At 55.1% G+C, this 15,512-nt stretch carries 16 protein-coding genes; 5 read left to right on the top strand and 11 right to left on the bottom strand.

Annotated features, from left to right (window positions below; translation table 11 throughout):
• Window positions 1-51 precede the first annotated feature (51 nt).
• Window positions 52-219: a ribosome modulation factor gene (rmf, locus tag QLG07_RS00465; RefSeq protein ID WP_099754048.1), complete on the top strand. Its 168-nt coding sequence runs from the start codon at window positions 52-54 to the stop codon at window positions 217-219.
• Window positions 220-400: 181 nt separating this feature from the next.
• On the opposite strand, the gene fabA is transcribed toward rmf, so the two are convergent.
• Together fabA and QLG07_RS00475 are read right to left on the bottom strand one after the other, a co-directional pair.
• Window positions 401-919 (bottom strand): bifunctional 3-hydroxydecanoyl-ACP dehydratase/trans-2-decenoyl-ACP isomerase, encoded by a 519-nt coding sequence (gene fabA, locus QLG07_RS00470; RefSeq protein WP_048916498.1) that lies wholly within the window; start codon window positions 917-919, stop codon window positions 401-403.
• Window positions 920-987: 68 nt separating this feature from the next.
• On the bottom strand, window positions 988-2,748 hold the full coding sequence (locus QLG07_RS00475; RefSeq protein ID WP_282468208.1) for a Lon protease family protein: 1,761 nt from the start codon (window positions 2,746-2,748) through the stop codon (window positions 988-990).
• A 185-nt stretch (window positions 2,749-2,933) separates the two neighbouring features.
• On the opposite strand from QLG07_RS00475, the gene matP reads away from it, so the two are divergent.
• Window positions 2,934-3,389: a macrodomain Ter protein MatP gene (gene matP, locus QLG07_RS00480; protein WP_048916496.1), complete on the top strand. Its 456-nt coding sequence runs from the start codon at window positions 2,934-2,936 to the stop codon at window positions 3,387-3,389.
• A gap of 82 nt (window positions 3,390-3,471) precedes the next feature.
• On the opposite strand, the gene ompA is transcribed toward matP, so the two are convergent.
• The 3 genes from ompA to QLG07_RS00495 form a co-directional block, all read right to left on the bottom strand.
• Window positions 3,472-4,542 carry a porin OmpA gene (ompA, locus tag QLG07_RS00485; protein WP_282468209.1) on the bottom strand — a complete coding sequence of 357 codons (1,071 nt, stop codon included), beginning with the start codon at window positions 4,540-4,542 and terminating at the stop codon, window positions 3,472-3,474.
• A 349-nt stretch (window positions 4,543-4,891) separates the two neighbouring features.
• On the bottom strand, window positions 4,892-5,389 hold the full coding sequence (gene sulA / locus QLG07_RS00490; RefSeq protein WP_133624010.1) for an SOS-induced cell division inhibitor SulA: 498 nt from the start codon (window positions 5,387-5,389) through the stop codon (window positions 4,892-4,894).
• 431 nt (window positions 5,390-5,820) lie between these two features.
• Window positions 5,821-6,027 carry a hypothetical protein gene (locus QLG07_RS00495; RefSeq protein ID WP_224750355.1) on the bottom strand — a complete coding sequence of 69 codons (207 nt, stop codon included), beginning with the start codon at window positions 6,025-6,027 and terminating at the stop codon, window positions 5,821-5,823.
• Window positions 6,028-6,636: 609 nt separating this feature from the next.
• On the opposite strand from QLG07_RS00495, the gene QLG07_RS00500 reads away from it, so the two are divergent.
• On the top strand, window positions 6,637-7,278 hold the full coding sequence (locus QLG07_RS00500) for a TfoX/Sxy family DNA transformation protein (protein WP_048916490.1): 642 nt from the start codon (window positions 6,637-6,639) through the stop codon (window positions 7,276-7,278).
• On the opposite strand, the gene yccS is transcribed toward QLG07_RS00500, so the two are convergent.
• Both yccS and QLG07_RS00510 read right to left on the bottom strand, forming a co-directional pair.
• Entirely contained in the window at window positions 7,275-9,416 is a 2,142-nt protein-coding gene (gene yccS, locus QLG07_RS00505; protein ID WP_187498132.1) for a YccS family putative transporter, read from the bottom strand. The two genes, QLG07_RS00500 and yccS, sit on opposite strands and share 4 nt — an antisense overlap.
• Before the next feature lie 8 nt (window positions 9,417-9,424).
• Window positions 9,425-9,871, bottom strand: coding sequence for a YccF domain-containing protein (locus tag QLG07_RS00510; RefSeq protein ID WP_282468210.1), 447 nt, complete (start codon window positions 9,869-9,871; stop codon window positions 9,425-9,427).
• A gap of 135 nt (window positions 9,872-10,006) precedes the next feature.
• Here QLG07_RS00510 and helD point away from each other — a divergent pair, with 135 nt between their 5' ends.
• A complete protein-coding gene (helD, locus tag QLG07_RS00515) occupies window positions 10,007-12,061 on the top strand; it encodes a DNA helicase IV (RefSeq protein WP_282468211.1) in 2,055 nt (684 codons plus the stop codon).
• Window positions 12,062-12,080: 19 nt separating this feature from the next.
• Here helD and QLG07_RS00520 read toward each other — a convergent pair whose 3' ends face one another.
• Entirely contained in the window at window positions 12,081-12,539 is a 459-nt protein-coding gene (locus tag QLG07_RS00520) for a methylglyoxal synthase (RefSeq protein WP_048916486.1), read from the bottom strand.
• A 77-nt stretch (window positions 12,540-12,616) separates the two neighbouring features.
• On the bottom strand, window positions 12,617-13,258 hold the full coding sequence (locus tag QLG07_RS00525) for a DUF2057 family protein (protein WP_282468212.1): 642 nt from the start codon (window positions 13,256-13,258) through the stop codon (window positions 12,617-12,619).
• A gap of 188 nt (window positions 13,259-13,446) precedes the next feature.
• Here QLG07_RS00525 and QLG07_RS00530 point away from each other — a divergent pair, with 188 nt between their 5' ends.
• A complete protein-coding gene (locus QLG07_RS00530; protein ID WP_048916484.1) occupies window positions 13,447-13,866 on the top strand; it encodes a CoA-binding protein in 420 nt (139 codons plus the stop codon).
• Window positions 13,867-13,891: 25 nt separating this feature from the next.
• Here QLG07_RS00530 and hspQ read toward each other — a convergent pair whose 3' ends face one another.
• Complete coding sequence (gene hspQ / locus QLG07_RS00535) at window positions 13,892-14,209, bottom strand: heat shock protein HspQ (RefSeq protein ID WP_048916483.1); 318 nt, start codon at window positions 14,207-14,209, stop codon at window positions 13,892-13,894.
• A 60-nt stretch (window positions 14,210-14,269) separates the two neighbouring features.
• Entirely contained in the window at window positions 14,270-15,460 is a 1,191-nt protein-coding gene (rlmI, locus tag QLG07_RS00540; protein WP_133624003.1) for a 23S rRNA (cytosine(1962)-C(5))-methyltransferase RlmI, read from the bottom strand.
• Between the last annotated feature and the right edge of the window lie 52 nt (window positions 15,461-15,512).

Raw genomic sequence — 15,512 nt, forward strand, 5'->3', positions numbered from 1 at the left:
ACTGTTTTCTTTCCACCAGAATCCATCAGACTAGAATGAGGGAAACGCGGCATGAAGAGACAGAAACGAGATCGCCTTGAACGAGCAGAATCACGAGGTTACCACGCAGGCATCACAGGACGCTCTAAAGAGATGTGTCCGTATCAGATGCTGGATGCTCGATCTCACTGGTTGGGAGGCTGGCGACAAGCCATGGAGGACAGGACGGTTACCGCGTAACGCCTGTTATCGATAGGGAAAAGACCTCCGCTGCTGCGGAGGTCTTCGTTTTCACCGTCATCATTCGCGCCATTGCTGCGCTAGCTGCTTTCAGAGACCCGAATCGCTTACTGGCGTAAGCTCATCGGGACCCCTCCATTTGCTGCCTTGATACACCACGAATTATGCGGTCAAAAATATTTTAGAAAGCCGTGGTGTCTTTAAACAGGCCAACTTTCAGGTCGGTCGCGGTATAGATTACGTGACCATCAACCAGCACTTCACCATCTGCCACGCCCATCACCAGTTTACGGTTGATGACGCGCTTGAAATGAATACGGTAGGAAACTTTCTTCGCGCTCGGCAGTACCTGGCCGGTGAATTTCACTTCGCCCACACCCAACGCGCGGCCCTTACCTTCAGCGCCCAACCAGCCTAGATAGAAGCCAACCAGCTGCCACATCGCATCCAGGCCGAGGCAGCCAGGCATTACCGGGTCGCCGATAAAATGACAGCTGAAGAACCACAGGTCCGGATTGATATCCAGTTCAGCCTCAACGAAACCTTTACCGTAGTTACCGCCGTCTTCGCTCATCTTAACGACGCGGTCCATCATCAGCATGTTGCCAGAAGGCAATGGCGGGCCTTCTGCGCCAAACAGTTCACCGCGACCGGAGGCAATCAAATCTTCTTTTGTATAGGAATCGCGTTTATCTACCATATTCTCAATAAGCCTTATTTTAGTGAATCACGGAGTCTAGCTTACACGTGTACGCCGAACAAGTCCGATCAGCTACGGTTAAACAAGTTTAGCCAGCGCAGCGGCCATGGACGATGGCGCATATCCTGCTGGTTAAATTGGGCAATACGTTCCTGAATGGTGCCAAGCAGGCAGGGGCCTTGCTCTTTATCCCATTCAACGCCGGTGAGTAACGGCAGCGCTTCTTCCACGCTGGAGACAGCCCACAGGTGGAATTTGCCGTCACGCACGGCATCGACCACTTCCTGCTGTAACGACAGATGACGGACGTTAGCGGCCGGGATGATCACCCCCTGAGTGCCGCTCAGCGTGCGCTGGTTACAGATGTGGAAGAAGCCCTCAATTTTTTCGTTCAGTCCACCCACCGGCTGCACGCGACCAAACTGATCGACAGATCCGGTCACCGCCAGCTGCTGGTTAATCGGCTGAGAAGCCAGGGAGCTAATCAGCGCGCACAGCTCCGCCAGCGAGGCGCTGTCACCATCCACTTCAGAGTAAGACTGCTCAAAGACCAGCGAGGCGGAGAAGGGCAGCTGCTGTTCCAGCTCCAGCTCAGCAATGAGCCAGGCCTGCATGATCATCATGCCCTTAGCATGAATATTGCCGCCCAGTTCGGCTTTGCGCTCAACGTCATTGAACTCACCGTCACCAATGTGCACCACGCAGCTAATCCGCGACGGCTCACCAAAGGCGCGTGGATGCCCCGGGAATTCAATCACCGACAGGGCGTTAATCTGGCCAATCATTTCGCCTTCGGTCTCGATCAGGATCTGATCGAGCAGGATTTCGTCACGAATACGTTCAGCCAGGAAACCTTCACGCCATTCGCGCGTGCTGAGCGCATCCTGCATATTTTCGGCGCTGACGCTGAGGTTATCACTGTACTGAACGGCATCCTGCAGCTGACGGCTCAGCCACATTGGGTCAAGAGGCAGCGTGTCCTGATCGCCGGTATAGCGGGCCGCTTCACGGATCAGCACTGGCCAGAAATCAGCCGCCGGTGCGTCATAACCCAGATTCTGAGCAATATTCAGCACCCACTGCATCCAGTGGCTGAAGTCTTCATCATCAACCAGCTGGATATTGTCCTCAAACTCGCTGTAGAGCGACAGGGAAGCCAGGTCGGGTTCCATCTCCTGGAAGTCAGCCAGCGCATCACGCTCACCAATCAGTACCAGACGGAACTGCATTGGCATCGCAGGGATATCGAGCGGCAGAGGGCGGGTTTCATCCTGGGAGTACCAGTCAAAGCGCTGATTCACCATAATTTGCTTGAGGCGCAGCCACATCAGCGGCTGAGCCAGCAAGGTTCGCAAGGAGAGGATCAGTACGCCACCGTTGGCACGATGTACCAGGCCTGGGGTCAGAGTGATGGCAGATTGATGCAGGCGTACGCAGCCAAAAAGCTGTTCCGTTTCAATCCACTCAGCCTGATGTACGCCGCCCACGCTGGCGAAGTTATCCTCTGCCCTTTCGGCCGGGCGCCAGCTGACGGAGTTCCCACTCAGCGTATAGTGGCCACCGTAAAGGGCAGATTCATCGCCATCGTCAGCCGCCATTGAGGTAAGGATATCCTGCAACAGCGTGAGGTATTCAGCGCTTTCAGGACTTTTGACCAGCATCAGCGGCACTTTTGCCGGGGTTTGCAGCAATAAGCTGAGGCCATTAAACAGGCGAGCCTGTACGGTAGCAAAGCACTCTGCGTCGGCAGCAACTGCCTGCGAGAGGAGATGCTGGAAGCGTTCGGTATCGGGCTGTAGGGCGCGCCACTCTAATCGATTGTTGGTCAAAGTTATCGTATTTTTCTGAAATGAATAAAAGCGGCATTATACAAGATTTCAGCCTGTTAAGCACCGTAGACATGCGCCTGAAACCAGGGCGATCTCACATTCCCCCCGCTGGTCCTGTTTTCTTTACAGCCTGATCAAAAAAAGCTGTTATTCTTAACCCGTTATGTGGTCAGCATGAGATTCCGATGAAATATCAACAACTGGAAAATCTGGAAAGCGGTTGGAAGTGGAAGTATCTGGTCAAAAAACACCGCGAAGGTGAATCGATCACGCGCTATATCGAATTAAGCGCCGCGCAGGCAGCCGTGGATGAACTGCTGGTCATGGAAAACCGGCCGGTTGAAGTATTGCAGTGGATTAGCCTGCATATTAATCCGACGCTCGAAAACCGCATGAAACAGACGATTCGCGCCCGACGCAAACGTCATTTCAACGCCGAGCATCAACACACGCGTAAAAAATCTATCGATCTGGAGTATCTGGTGTGGCAGCGCCTGGCGGGTCTGGCACAGCGCCGTAATAGCACACTATCGGAAACGATTGTGCAGCTGATTGAAGATGCGGAAAGAAAAGAGCAGTACGCCAGCCAGATGTCGTCGCTCAAGCAGGATCTGAAAGCCATTCTGGGCAAGCCGGAATAAGCGCGATTTTGTTAGCTCTGCCGGAAAAGAGACCGGCAATAAAAAACCCCGCCGAGGCGGGGTTTTTTTATGACTGATGGACTTAAGCCTGTGGCTGAGTCACAACGTCTTTGATGCCTTTAACTTCGATTTCTACGCGACGGTCTGGCGCCAGGCAGTCGATCAGGGCATTACGGCCTTTCACGCTGTCACAGGTGCTGCCGGTGACTGGGTTAGATTTACCCTCGCCACGTGCAGAGATCTTGTTAGCAGGGATGCCTTTAGAAACGAGGTAGTCAACAACAGACTGTGCACGCTTCTCAGACAGCTTCTGGTTGTACTGCTCTGAACCGATACGGTCAGTGTAGCCCAGAACAACAACAGAACCATCTTTAGGATCCAGATTGCTCAGCTGGGTGTACAGCTGATCCAGAGCCTGCTGGCCTTCTGGCTTCAGGGTGTTTTTGTTGAAGTTGAACAGCACGTCAGACTTCAGAGTGAAACGCTTGGTTTCAACAACTGGAGCTGGAGCTGGTGCTGGAGCAACAACTGGAGCAGCTGCTTCATCCTGACCGAAGCGGTAAGAAACGCCAACGCTCAGCATGGAGTTATCAGGACGCGCACCAACGGTACCTGCGTCACCGATGTTGTTAACCCACTGGTAGTCCAGACGGGTTGCCCAGTTTTTGGTCACTGCGTATTCAACACCAACCGCGGCCAGTGGAGAAACACCGGTGTCGTGGTCGCTGATGCGATCGCCGCCAACAACCTGCTGAGTGGAGTCAGCACGCCATACCATGCCACCCAGACGGGTGTACACGTCCAGATCGTCCATTACTGGGTAGCTTAATTTAGCTGCCAGCTGAACGCCCTGTGCTTTGAATGCGCCGTTAACCCGGTCGCCTTTGTTAGGCATACGGCCTAACCAGTCATAACCCAGCTCGAAGCCCAGGTATGGGTTCGCCTGATAACCCATGAATGCACCAGCACCAAGCTGGCTTTCATGAGATGGGCCGTCGTTATCTTGGTAACCGTTACCGTAGTAACCTTTGTCATGGTACTGAGACCAGCCCAGTTTAGCACCGGTGTACCAGGTGTCATCTTTAGGGGCGGCCTGCGCTACGGTAGCGAAGCCAGCCAGTGCCACTGCAATTGCGATAGCTGTCTTTTTCATTTTTGCGCCTCGTTATCATCCAAATAGGCAATGAGCTTTAAGTTAGCTCTTTGGTTTAATCCTTCGCCGGGTTGTGTAGCTCGATTATGACTCTTCCAAAAAAAGGAGGTTATTGAGCACCCTGGCGAGCTAAAGTCTACAACGTACCAGCAAACTTACAAGTATGATGTGACGGTGCTCAGCAAAAAAACAGGGTTTCATACACATTTTTTAACATTTGAGGGTGAATTCTTTGCTGAAAAAAGGGTCTGTGAACGCAGCTAAACCATTGTCTAGCCGCGTCATAACATAATCAGCGGGTTAAAGCGGGGCAGGGAAAGAAAAAACCTGAGAAAAATCTCAATTTTACTTAATGATACAAACTAGAGTGAATTTTTATTCCATTTAACGGTCTGGATGGAAGATAAGAGGTCTCTTCCGGGCGCATAATCAGTCCGAGAGCTTGTCCAGAATCCGCTGCCTGCTGCAAACGTAGACGATCCGTTTCTGATACTTCCTCTTCCAGCCATCCCAAAACCACGCTGTAATTTCCCGTGCTCAACGCTTTGATCATCGCTTCAACGGTGGTGATGGTGGTGGAGTGAGGGGACTGCATCACTTTATCCAGCGGTAACCCGGAGCGCTGAAGCCAGTCGCGGCTCAGTTTTTGCTGCGGCGTGAGCCACAGCTGCCAGCGCGACTGCGTACCTAACTGTTGCAACAACGGCAGCAGCAGTCGCTGAGTCATACCAGGTTGATTCTCACTGTAAGTCAGTTCGCTGATCAGACCATTACCGCAGGCAGCTGCGGATGAAGGAACGTGCAGGGCACGAGTAACAGATTGAGATTTCAGGGAATGAGTACGCATGGTGTCTTCGCTCACAGGTGACTGTATGGATATACAGTATATCCACAGTGAGCAAAGATCAACCTTAATCTTGCTTGTGCAACAGCGCTTGTCATGATGGAAGCAGCCATCACCCGCATGGGCAAACGCCGTAACCCGCACGAACTGTTTACCCGCGCCAATCCCGCAGAGAGAAGATCTTCCCCGCCCGCCTCACTCTGCGCCTGAACATACACAGGCTGCAGAATACTACTGCGCTAATTTATCTGCTGACATGTTATTAAATTCATCTGCAAGCTGCGGGGTTTAATAAAGCGCAATTATTATTCTGCCTGTTAACGCCTGGCTTGGCCGGTTAGGTAAAAATAAATTTTATTGACACTCTATTCCTGGATATCAAACGTTAGGGGGATTGAGTTAATTGATAATAATTCAATGTTATTGTGCTGCGATCAATAACTGACATGGTGATTTTTATGGAAAGGCTCCTCGCGGCGTTCATCCGGCATCTCCGCCGTGTCTGCTATAGAAACATGGGTATTCAGCAGCTTGTGATGCATAACATCGGCACTGGCCGTTTTGAAATCCCCTCCCTGTGCGATGGCAGTAGCGGAAACCAGCAGGAAAAAACCGGCTACTAAAGGCGCGCTTATTTTCATCTGTTATTCTCCAAAATTTCTCGGAACTTATTCTGGCGCTACTTTGCCTGCTCTTTTGTCATGATTTGTCATAGTAGATTAAATCTTATCCCTGAGCTGTGTGGAATCTATTCGGCTGTCACGGGTGCAGGGCGGCGCAGGCGTGTTTCTACTGCAATACTCCACAACGGGAAACAGCAGGAAATAGTTATGCGAAAATTAAGAGGGTAATTTCTGCTGCCACGCCTTGATCCGGTTTTTTTCACCATCGGCTAATCCCTAAAGCCGGGGGCGATTCTGAAAGCGCGTCGCCCAGCACGGCCATCCCTGGCCGCGTGCCGAGGCCCGCAGGGAGCGTCTTTTGCCGTTCCGGCGTGCTCAGGCCGAGCTCAGACCGGTTTGCGGACGTTTAGCGATGGAAGTCATTTGTGGGGGTACCTCAGGGATTGCCTCCCCGCAGCAAATCGACCTCTCCTGGTTTTTTTATTTTTTCGTTATGTCTCGCAAATCCTTTAGGTAAAACGTGGGAACTGAATTTATTCATTGAACACCTAATTGAGATTGAATACTTTCTAATGCGTTGATTTAAGGACGATAGTTAGAAAAATCTTAAATGTACAGGGAGAGATCATGACTAGCTCAAAACGTAAAATTGAAGAGGCAAAACAGCGTCTGCAGCTGCTGGGGGAAGTTGAATCGCGCACTCAGTTTGGCGGATATTGCCTGACGGTGGAGAAAACCGTTTTTGCGGTCGTCGCTGACGGCGAGCTTTATCTGCGCGCCTGTGAGCAAGTGCGGCCCTATATTGTCGAACGCAAAATGGAGCCGCTAAACCTGAAAAAGCGCGGCGTGCCGGTGGCCCTTCACTATTATCGCGTTGACAGTGATTTATGGTCAGACAGCGATCAGCTGGTGGCGCTTTCCCGCCTTTGCCTGCTGGGGGCCAGGACGCAGCAGTTAGAAAAACAGAAAAAGCGGCGGCTTAAGGACCTGCCCAATTTGGGGGTTCGAATGGAGATGCTGCTACACCAGGTGGGAATTAACAACATCGAGACGCTAAAACAGAAGGGCGCGAAGCGGAGCTGGCTGCTGCTACGCACCTGCAACAGCAACCTCGGTTTAACCGTGCTCTACGCGCTGCAGGGGGCGATTGTTGGTCGCCATTACGAAGCTCTGCCGCAGGAGATGAAAGAAGAGCTGCGCATGTGGTTCCATCGCAATGCGCAGCGGGAAGCGAAAAGAGCGCGCGAACGCAACCAGGGGTTACGCTAGCCGCGCTGCGCGATCTGTTTTTTCAGCCGGGCAATTTCTGGTAAAAGAGCCACCAGCAGGCCAACCTGCTGAAGAACCAGTGGCTCTTTCGTTGTCGTATCGGCTTCACTATGCTGAATACGCTGCGCCAGACTATCCATCATCCGCTGAGCCTTATCCTCTTCCACAACCTCAATGTGCAGCACATCATCGACGTAACAGACGGCGTCATCCATCAGCTGCAGCATCTCGTCACTCTCCAGCTTTTCACGGTGCGCACCGAGCGCTGATATATAGCTGAGGAAAGAGTGATTCAGGCAGAGCAGGCGAAAAGCCGCTTCACGCAGCGTGCGGTCGGCTTTGTTTTCTACCGAAAGATTAGACACCACCGAAGCCAGCTCCGCATCACCATTGTGGGCATCACGACGGGCAACGCGATACTCCAGCCGATTGTCCTTGCCCTGATGGTACTGCACGAGAATCGCATCCAGATATCGGCAGTTGGCATTCAGGGTGCGCTCTGCCACGGCAGGAAGCCGCCGGAAGCGCCAGTCAGGCCAGATAAATGCCACGGCCAGCCAGGCAATGCCACAGCCAATCAGGGTATCGACAATACGCGGGATCGCCACTTCAAACCCTTCACCCAGCAGATTGAAACAGAGCAGAACCAGCAGGGTGATAAACATCGTGGCGTGGGCGTACTGAACGTTGCGGAAGGCAAAGAACAGCACGCCGGTGACCACCATCAGAATCAGCTGCCCCTCAACTGACGGTACCAGCCACAGCAGCGGCAGCCCCAGAACAATGCCCGCAAGGGTGCCGATGATGCGCAGTGCGAGGCGGCGGCGGGTGGCGTTGTAATTGGGCTGGCAGACAAACAGGCTGGTCAGCAAAATCCAGTAGCCGTGTTGTAATCCGGTCAGCTGGATAAAGGCATACCCGGTACACAGCAGCAGGGACAGGCGCACCGCGTGACGAAAAAGCGGAGACTCCGGGCTCATATGGCGGCTAAGCCGCAGGCGGATATCGCTCCAGCCGGTCAGCCCCTCACTGGAGAGCGTCTGGTCATGCTGTGGCCCGCTCTCTGCCAGCGCCTGTTCCGATTCAATGGTCGCCAGCTGCGCATCAATTGCCTTCAGATTGTTCAGCAGATAGTGCATTGCTTTCACCTCTGCGCTGGCGGGCTGCTGTATCTCCAGGCGCTGCAGCGCGCTGTTGAGATTGGTAAACACTCGCTCGAAATGAGCAGCGTGCAGATACTTTTCCCGCAGCAGAATCGCACTGGAAAGTGTCTGACAGGCCTGCGCCTGCAGCGTCAGCAGGCGCTGGAAGCGAAACAGAATATCGCTGGAGCCCCAGGCTTTGCGCAGAGCGTGATACTGCACGTGTGACGAACTGGCCCGCTCGTGAATATCCTGAGCGACAAAATAGTAGTGCAGGGTGCGCCGGGTGCCGCGCTGGCCACGGTCGCCGCGCAGACGTGACTGTATAGAGGCTTTTGCCTGATTCAGCAGCGTCACCAGCTGGCTGTTGGCCATGGCAACGCCGACCAGCGTCTGGCGATCGTCGTCTTCAATATCCGGGTCGAACAGGTTCGCTTTGGCTTCAAGATAGCGCGCCAGCTGGGCATAGCAGCGCGATATACTCTCCTGCAGCGGGCGGATGGGGAACAGCAGATGCCCGGCCAGCGTCAGCAGGTTATACCAAACAGCCCCCAGCAGCAGCAGGGCAGGCTGCAGATACCACTGGGCAAACAGGTTGATCCCCAGCATGGTATAGATGGCGATCAGCAGTGCACCGAAGGCGATGGTGGCATAGCGTGGCCCCAGCGCGCCCAGCAGGATAAAGCCCCAGCTAGATACTGCCAGCCCGACGATAAACAGCCATGGATGAGGAAACAGCAGCTCAACGGAAACCGAGGCGATACAGAAACAGACCAGCGTGATCAGCAGGTTGCGCAGGCGACCGCTCAGGCGATCGTCGAGGTCAGCGAGTGCGGCGGCGACCACGCCCAGCGTAAGCGGAATCGTCCAGGCGATCTGATGCAGCCACCAGGGAACGGCCGCCGTTCCCGCCAGTGCCAGCGTGATGCGGATATTGTAGAGCCAGCTGCTGTTAAAAGCCTGACGCCGCAGGCTGCTGAACAGGGATCTCTTCATCGAAACGGTTATTGAAAGCGTGCGCGCGCATTGGCTTCACGCGCGGCCTGAGCGACTTCCACTGAGACCACCCGGCGCCCGACCGGCCACAGGGAAATGGCGGCAATTTTGAAGTTGGCAATACCGACCGGAATGCCGATCAGCGTAATACACTGGGCGATACCGATGCAGATATGTGAGATACACAGCCACCAGCCGAAAAAGACCAACCAGACCACGTTCAGCAGCGTTCCACCGGTATTCAGTAGCGCATTCTTACCGCCCGGGTTTAACTCATCAACGTGCATCGCCTCATTGCCAAAAGGCACCAGCGACAGTTTGGTGATCTCCCAACATGAGCGGGTCAACGGCAGCGTGAAGATGAAAATAATGCTGACCAGCGTCGCGACCAGCCAGGCGAGGGTAGTAAAGAAACCTCCCAGCACAAAATTCAGGATATTTAATACGGTGCGCATAAACGGGTTTCCCTCTTGCGATAGCAATCATCAACGGACAATTCCTTGATTGTAACGCGTTTTAGCGCTGGAGCGGTACAGCACGGACAGTTAAACTGTCAGATGTAGAAAATAACCGCAGCCAGGGTCACCGGAATGGAACTGAAAGCAACATCGCTGGGCAAACATCTGGCACAACATCCTTATAATCGCGTGCGGCTGCTGAGCGCAGGCGTTGAGGTCAGCGGTGAAAAGCATGAATACCTGATCCCGTTTAACCAGCTACTGTCGATCAAATGCAAACGCGGCCTGGTATGGGGCGAGCTGGAATTCGCGCTGCCGGATAACAAAGTGGTGCGCCTGCACGGCACGGAATGGAGTGAAACCCAGCGCTTTTATCACTATCTCAATCAGGCCTGGCAGCAGTGGAGCAGCGAGATGAGCGAGGTCTGCGCCGAGGTGCTTAGCGCGCAGGAACAGCAGATCCGTCAGGCAGAACAGCAGGATAAATGGCTGAAGCGCAGCGATATCGCCGCGTGGCAGCAGGCGATTCACAAAGCTTTTGCGGCGGTGCCTCTGCCCGTTGAGCGGCTTGACGAGTTTGATAACTGCCGGGAAGCGTATCGCTACTGTCGCCAGTGGCTGAGCGATAACGATGGGCAGCGCGTGCAGCGTAATAATCAGTGGACCGAGCGTATGCTGGTGCAGCATGCTGATTTTTTCAACCAGGTGGAAACCTCTCCGCTCAACCCTTCGCAGGCCCGCTCCGTGGTCAATGGCGAAGATGCAGTGCTGGTACTGGCGGGGGCCGGCAGCGGTAAAACCTCCGTGCTGGTGGCTCGGGCCGGCTGGCTGATGATGCGTAAGCAGGCCAGCGCGGGTCAAATCCTGCTGCTGGCGTTTGGCCGCAAGGCCGCCGAGGAGATGAACGACCGCATTCGCGCACGTCTGCACAGCGAAGAGATTCAGGCGCGCACCTTCCACTCGCTGGCGCTGAATATTATCCAGCAGGGCAGCAACAAAGCGCCGACCATCAGCAAACTGGAAACCGATAATGCCACGCGGCAGTCGCTGTTAATTGACGTCTGGCGTCAGCAGTGCAGCGAAAAAAAAGCCCATGCCAACGGCTGGCGGCAGTGGCTGACCGAAGAGCTGGAGTGGGAGCTGGAAGAGGGCAGTTTCTGGCAGGATGACCGCCTGGCGAAACGGCTGGCAAGCCGCCTTGAACGCTGGCTGGGGCTGATGCGCATGCACGGCGGGGCGCAGGCGGCGATGATCGACAGTGCCCCGGAAGAGGTGCGGGAACTGTTCAGCAAGCGGGTGAAATTAATGGCGCCGCTGATGAAGGCGTGGAAAAGCGCGTTAAAAGAGGAAGGGGCGGTCGATTTCGCCGGGCTGATCCATCAGGCGGTCAATATTCTCGATAAAGGGCGTTTTATCAGCCCGTGGAAGCATATTCTGGTCGACGAATTCCAGGATATCTCCCCCCAGCGGGCGGCACTGCTGGCAGCCCTGCGTCGGCAGAATAAGCAGACCACGCTATTTGCCGTCGGGGATGACTGGCAGGCAATTTATCGTTTCAGCGGGGCGGAGATGACCCTGACCACCGCCTTCCACCACCACTTCGGCGAAGGCGACCGCTGCGTGCTGGATACCACCTACCGCTTTAATGAGCGCATCGGTGAAATCGCCAATGGCTTTATCCAGAGCAACCCGCATCAGCTGAAGAAACCGCTCAACAGCCTGAGCAAAGGCAATAAAAAAGCCGTCTCGCTGCTGCCGCAAACGCAGCTGGAAGCGCTGCTGAACAAAATGAGCGGCTATGCCAAAGCGGATGAGCGCATTCTGGTGCTGGCGCGTTATCACTATTTGCGCCCGGAAGAGCTGGAAAAAGCGCGCACCCGCTGGCCGAAACTCAACATCGATTTTATGACTATTCACGCCAGCAAAGGTCAGCAGGCAGATTATGTCATTCTGCTGGGGCTGGAAGAAGGTAAAGAGGGCTTCCCGGCCGCGGCCAGAGAATCAGTCATGGAAGACGCGCTGCTGCCCGCTGAGGAAGACTTTCCCGATGCGGAGGAGCGCAGGCTGGCCTATGTGGCGATGACGCGGGCAAAACAGCAGGTCTGGCTGCTGTACGATCGGGAAAATCCGTCGGTGTTTGTGGCTGAGCTGAGCCGTCAGGGCGTGCCGTTACTGCGCAAGCCCTGACCAAATAGCCGCGCCGGAGCTATTTCAGGCGCTGCTGCAGGTAACGTTCGTAATCCGGGATCAGGATCTCCACCGGCTGGGCGAAAAGCGGCGAGTGGATAATAAAATCAGCAGTAGCACGGTTAGTGGCGACCGGGATATTCCACACGGTTGCCAGGCGCAGCAGCGCTTTCACATCAGGATCGTGCGGCACCGCATTGAGCGGGTCCCAGAAGAAGATCAATACATCAATCTTCCCTTCAGAAATCAGCGCCCCGACCTGCTGGTCGCCGCCCATCGGGCCGCTCAGCATCGCCGTGACCGGCAGGCCGGTCGCGCGCTGCACCAGATTGCCGGTCGTTCCGGTGGCATACAGCGTGTGGTGCTGCAGCTGCTCTTTGTGGGTATCCACCCACTGCATCAGGGCATTTTTACAGTGGTCATGAGCCACCAGCGCAATATGTTTTTGCGGCTGGAGAGTACGGGTTGTCTGATCCATTCAGGTATCCTGGTCGGGTGGGACGGGCAAAATCGGGTCAACAGAGGGCTGAGTGTAGCGCTGAGATTAATCTGCGATCAACTGGTATGCAGGGCTTTCATCAGCAGCACAAAGCGCTGGCGGGTGGCGGAGTCAACCTGCTGATACCACAGGCGTAGCATGCGCTCGGCCGGATGATGGCTGAAGGCGATATCCGGCATTTGCCCGGTTGCCATGGCAGTCCGGCGCAGCGGCTGGGCAAAGCGCGGAACCGAGGCAATTTTGTCATCGAGGTTATACAGCACCATCGCCTGTTCTAAATCACCCTGCGCCTCACTCTGCAGGCGATCGCGCTTGCTCGCGACCTCGGCGCCATGCTCATCGAGCAGGACAAAGCGCGGGCTTTTATCAAAGTGCCTGCCGTCGCGCAGCGTCTGCAGGGCGGGAAGGGTGATAGTGACCGACTGCGCCTGAGTGGTGAAAGTGACGATCTGAGGAGCAGAAACCCAGTGGGTTGCCATAGGCGTTTGATTTTCCAGCGTGCGCTCAATGCGGAACAGCAACTGATGTTCCCCGCGCTCCAGTTCCAGGCCATCCGCGCCCTTCAGCAGCGAGCCGGAAATCTTATGTCCATCCAGTACCAGCAGATCAATATCCGGCGATAACTTCAGCGTGGTCGCCTGCACATGGGCAGCGAACAGCACTGTTATCAGTCCGATGATGACCCCGCGTAGCTTCATTGTTTCTCCGGCATGGTGAGTGATGGCTGATCGATGAATGTATCAAAGTCTTTCAGTATGACAGTATAGTAACATTTTAACATACTTATTCGTGCTATAACTCATGAAACGCAGCAGACGCTATTTTCCATGCGCTGACCAGGCCACAATTAGCGGCAGGCAGGTTAACCAGGTTAAGGGAGGCAACAATGAGTGATGAGACGATTGCACAAGTGCTGAAAACCACCAAAACTATTGCGCTGGTCGGGGCCAGTGACGATCCCTCGCGCCCCAGCTATGGCGTGATGGGCTATTTACTGGCGCAAGGTTATCAGGTTACGCCGGTCAGCCCGAAGCTGGCAGGGCAGACGCTGCAGGGGCAGAAGGTGTATGCCACGCTGGCAGATATTCCGCATCCGGTGGATATGGTCGATGTGTTTCGCAATGCACAGGCAGCATGGGGCGTGGCGCAGGAGGCGATAGCCATCGGTGCGAAGTCACTGTGGTTGCAGATTGGCGTTATCAACGAGCAGGCGGCCGTGCTGGCGAAAGAGGCGGGTTTGCAGGTGGTAATGGATCGCTGCCCGAAAATAGAGATCCCGCGCCTCGGCCTGACAAAGCAGGCATAAAAAACCCCGCGGCAGCGGGGTTTTATCAGTTTCTCAGGCGGGGAGCGGTCAACTGCTGGCGGATGGATGCCGCAAGCTCGTCCAGCGAGGAGTTATCCGGGTGTTCGCCGGGCAGTTCCCACGACAGCTGCGCTTCAGCCAGATAGGTTTGCACCGTCTGGCCATCATCATCTTCCATCACCACGTGATACCAGGGGGCTGAACGCATAGCATCGCTATCCACGACGTCATCAATGGCGGGTTCTTCCAGTGAATATTCCGGGTCGACATCCACCACTACACCGAGAAAACCGAGCAGCTGATGGCGTACCTGTTGTCCGATACCAAATTTGCTGGCAATCATTATTACCTCCTGAGAAATATTGCTCTTACCTGAAATGGGGGCACGAGCAACGTTTTCAAGTCACAATACGCGGCAGGCAAAACCTTTCAAATACATTCCTTCAGGATAGCTGGTAATCACCGGGTGATCGGCGGCCTGGCGGAATTGCTCAATAAACTGCACGTCACGCCCCGCATCCACGGCAGCATCCGCGATAAGCTTCTGGAACAGATCGGTGGACATCAGGCCGGAGCAGGAGAAGGTCATCAGCATCCCGTTAGGGTTAAGCAGCTGCATGGCCAGCATATTGATATCTTTGTAGCCACGGCACGCGCCCATCAGCTGATTTTTATTCTCAACGAATTTTGGCGGGTCCATGATGATCAGATCAAACTTCTCGCCTTCATCACGGTAGCGACGCAGCAGCTTGAACACGTCATCGCGCAGGAACTGGGCCTTAGAGAGGTCCAGGCCGTTCAGCTCAACGTTCTGACGCGCCACGTCCAGCGCCGCCTGCGACGTATCTACGCTGATCGCTTCAGCGCAGTTACCCATCAGTGCGGACACGGCAAAGCCCCCGGTATATGAGAAGCAGTTCAGCACGCGGCGGCCTTCGGCATAGCGGCGCGTGGCCAGGCGGCTGTCGCGCTGGTCAAGGTAGTAACCGGTTTTGTGCCCGGTCTGGATATCGACCAGCAGCTTCATGCCGTGTTCAGTAATCGGCAGCAGTTCCGGTGGCATCTCCCCCAGCACTAAGCCCTGGGTCAGCTCCAGACCCTCTTTCTTGCGCACGCTGACGTCGGAGCGGTCATAAATGGCGCAGCCCGGGTAGCAGGTCTGCAGCGCAGCGATCAGCGCGGCACGCTGATACTCTGCACCGGCGGACAGTAGCTGCAGCACGAGGAAGTTGCCGAAGCGGTCGATGGTCACCCCTGGCAGTCCATCAGACTCACCGGCGATAATACGGTAGCTGTCGAGATTATCACGCTGTGCCAGCCAGTCGCGCAGCTGCTGAGCGGCTTTCAGGCGGCGCACGAAGAAGTCGATATCAATCGATTCATCCTGCTGCCAGCTCCAGACGCGGGCGCGGATCTGTGATTCAGGCGACCAGGCGGCGCGCGCCAGCCATTTACCGCTGCTGTCGCAGACATCAATCGTTTCACCGGAGGAGGCTTTGCCCTCCATCCGGGCAACCGCGCCAGAGAAAACCCATGGATGGCGGCGAAGTAAGGACTTTTCACGTCCCTTGGCAAGAATTAATCGTACGGTCATGTTTTGCTATGCTTACTTTCAGAGAATCAGGCGATATTGTCCGGTGCCGACC

The sequence above is a fragment of the Erwinia sp. V90_4 genome, from assembly GCF_029967685.1.
GTDB lineage: Bacteria > Pseudomonadota > Gammaproteobacteria > Enterobacterales > Enterobacteriaceae > Erwinia > Erwinia aphidicola.

What these genes read in the sequence shown, in the direction of transcription:
- ompA (WP_282468209.1), bottom strand. Translation starts at nt 4,542, where the DNA reads ATGAAAAAGACAGCTATCGCAATTGCAGTGGCACTGGCTGGCTTCGCT.
- rlmI (WP_133624003.1), bottom strand. Translation starts at nt 15,460, where the DNA reads ATGACCGTACGATTAATTCTTGCCAAGGGACGTGAAAAGTCCTTACTT.
- rmf (WP_099754048.1), top strand. Translation starts at nt 52, where the DNA reads ATGAAGAGACAGAAACGAGATCGCCTTGAACGAGCAGAATCACGAGGT.
- yccS (WP_187498132.1), bottom strand. Translation starts at nt 9,416, where the DNA reads ATGAAGAGATCCCTGTTCAGCAGCCTGCGGCGTCAGGCTTTTAACAGC.
- QLG07_RS00500 (WP_048916490.1), top strand. Translation starts at nt 6,637, where the DNA reads ATGACTAGCTCAAAACGTAAAATTGAAGAGGCAAAACAGCGTCTGCAG.
- fabA (WP_048916498.1), bottom strand. Translation starts at nt 919, where the DNA reads ATGGTAGATAAACGCGATTCCTATACAAAAGAAGATTTGATTGCCTCC.
- sulA (WP_133624010.1), bottom strand. Translation starts at nt 5,389, where the DNA reads ATGCGTACTCATTCCCTGAAATCTCAATCTGTTACTCGTGCCCTGCAC.
- QLG07_RS00510 (WP_282468210.1), bottom strand. Translation starts at nt 9,871, where the DNA reads ATGCGCACCGTATTAAATATCCTGAATTTTGTGCTGGGAGGTTTCTTT.
- QLG07_RS00495 (WP_224750355.1), bottom strand. Translation starts at nt 6,027, where the DNA reads ATGAAAATAAGCGCGCCTTTAGTAGCCGGTTTTTTCCTGCTGGTTTCC.
- matP (WP_048916496.1), top strand. Translation starts at nt 2,934, where the DNA reads ATGAAATATCAACAACTGGAAAATCTGGAAAGCGGTTGGAAGTGGAAG.
- QLG07_RS00525 (WP_282468212.1), bottom strand. Translation starts at nt 13,258, where the DNA reads ATGAAGCTACGCGGGGTCATCATCGGACTGATAACAGTGCTGTTCGCT.
- QLG07_RS00520 (WP_048916486.1), bottom strand. Translation starts at nt 12,539, where the DNA reads ATGGATCAGACAACCCGTACTCTCCAGCCGCAAAAACATATTGCGCTG.
- hspQ (WP_048916483.1), bottom strand. Translation starts at nt 14,209, where the DNA reads ATGATTGCCAGCAAATTTGGTATCGGACAACAGGTACGCCATCAGCTG.
- QLG07_RS00530 (WP_048916484.1), top strand. Translation starts at nt 13,447, where the DNA reads ATGAGTGATGAGACGATTGCACAAGTGCTGAAAACCACCAAAACTATT.
- helD (WP_282468211.1), top strand. Translation starts at nt 10,007, where the DNA reads ATGGAACTGAAAGCAACATCGCTGGGCAAACATCTGGCACAACATCCT.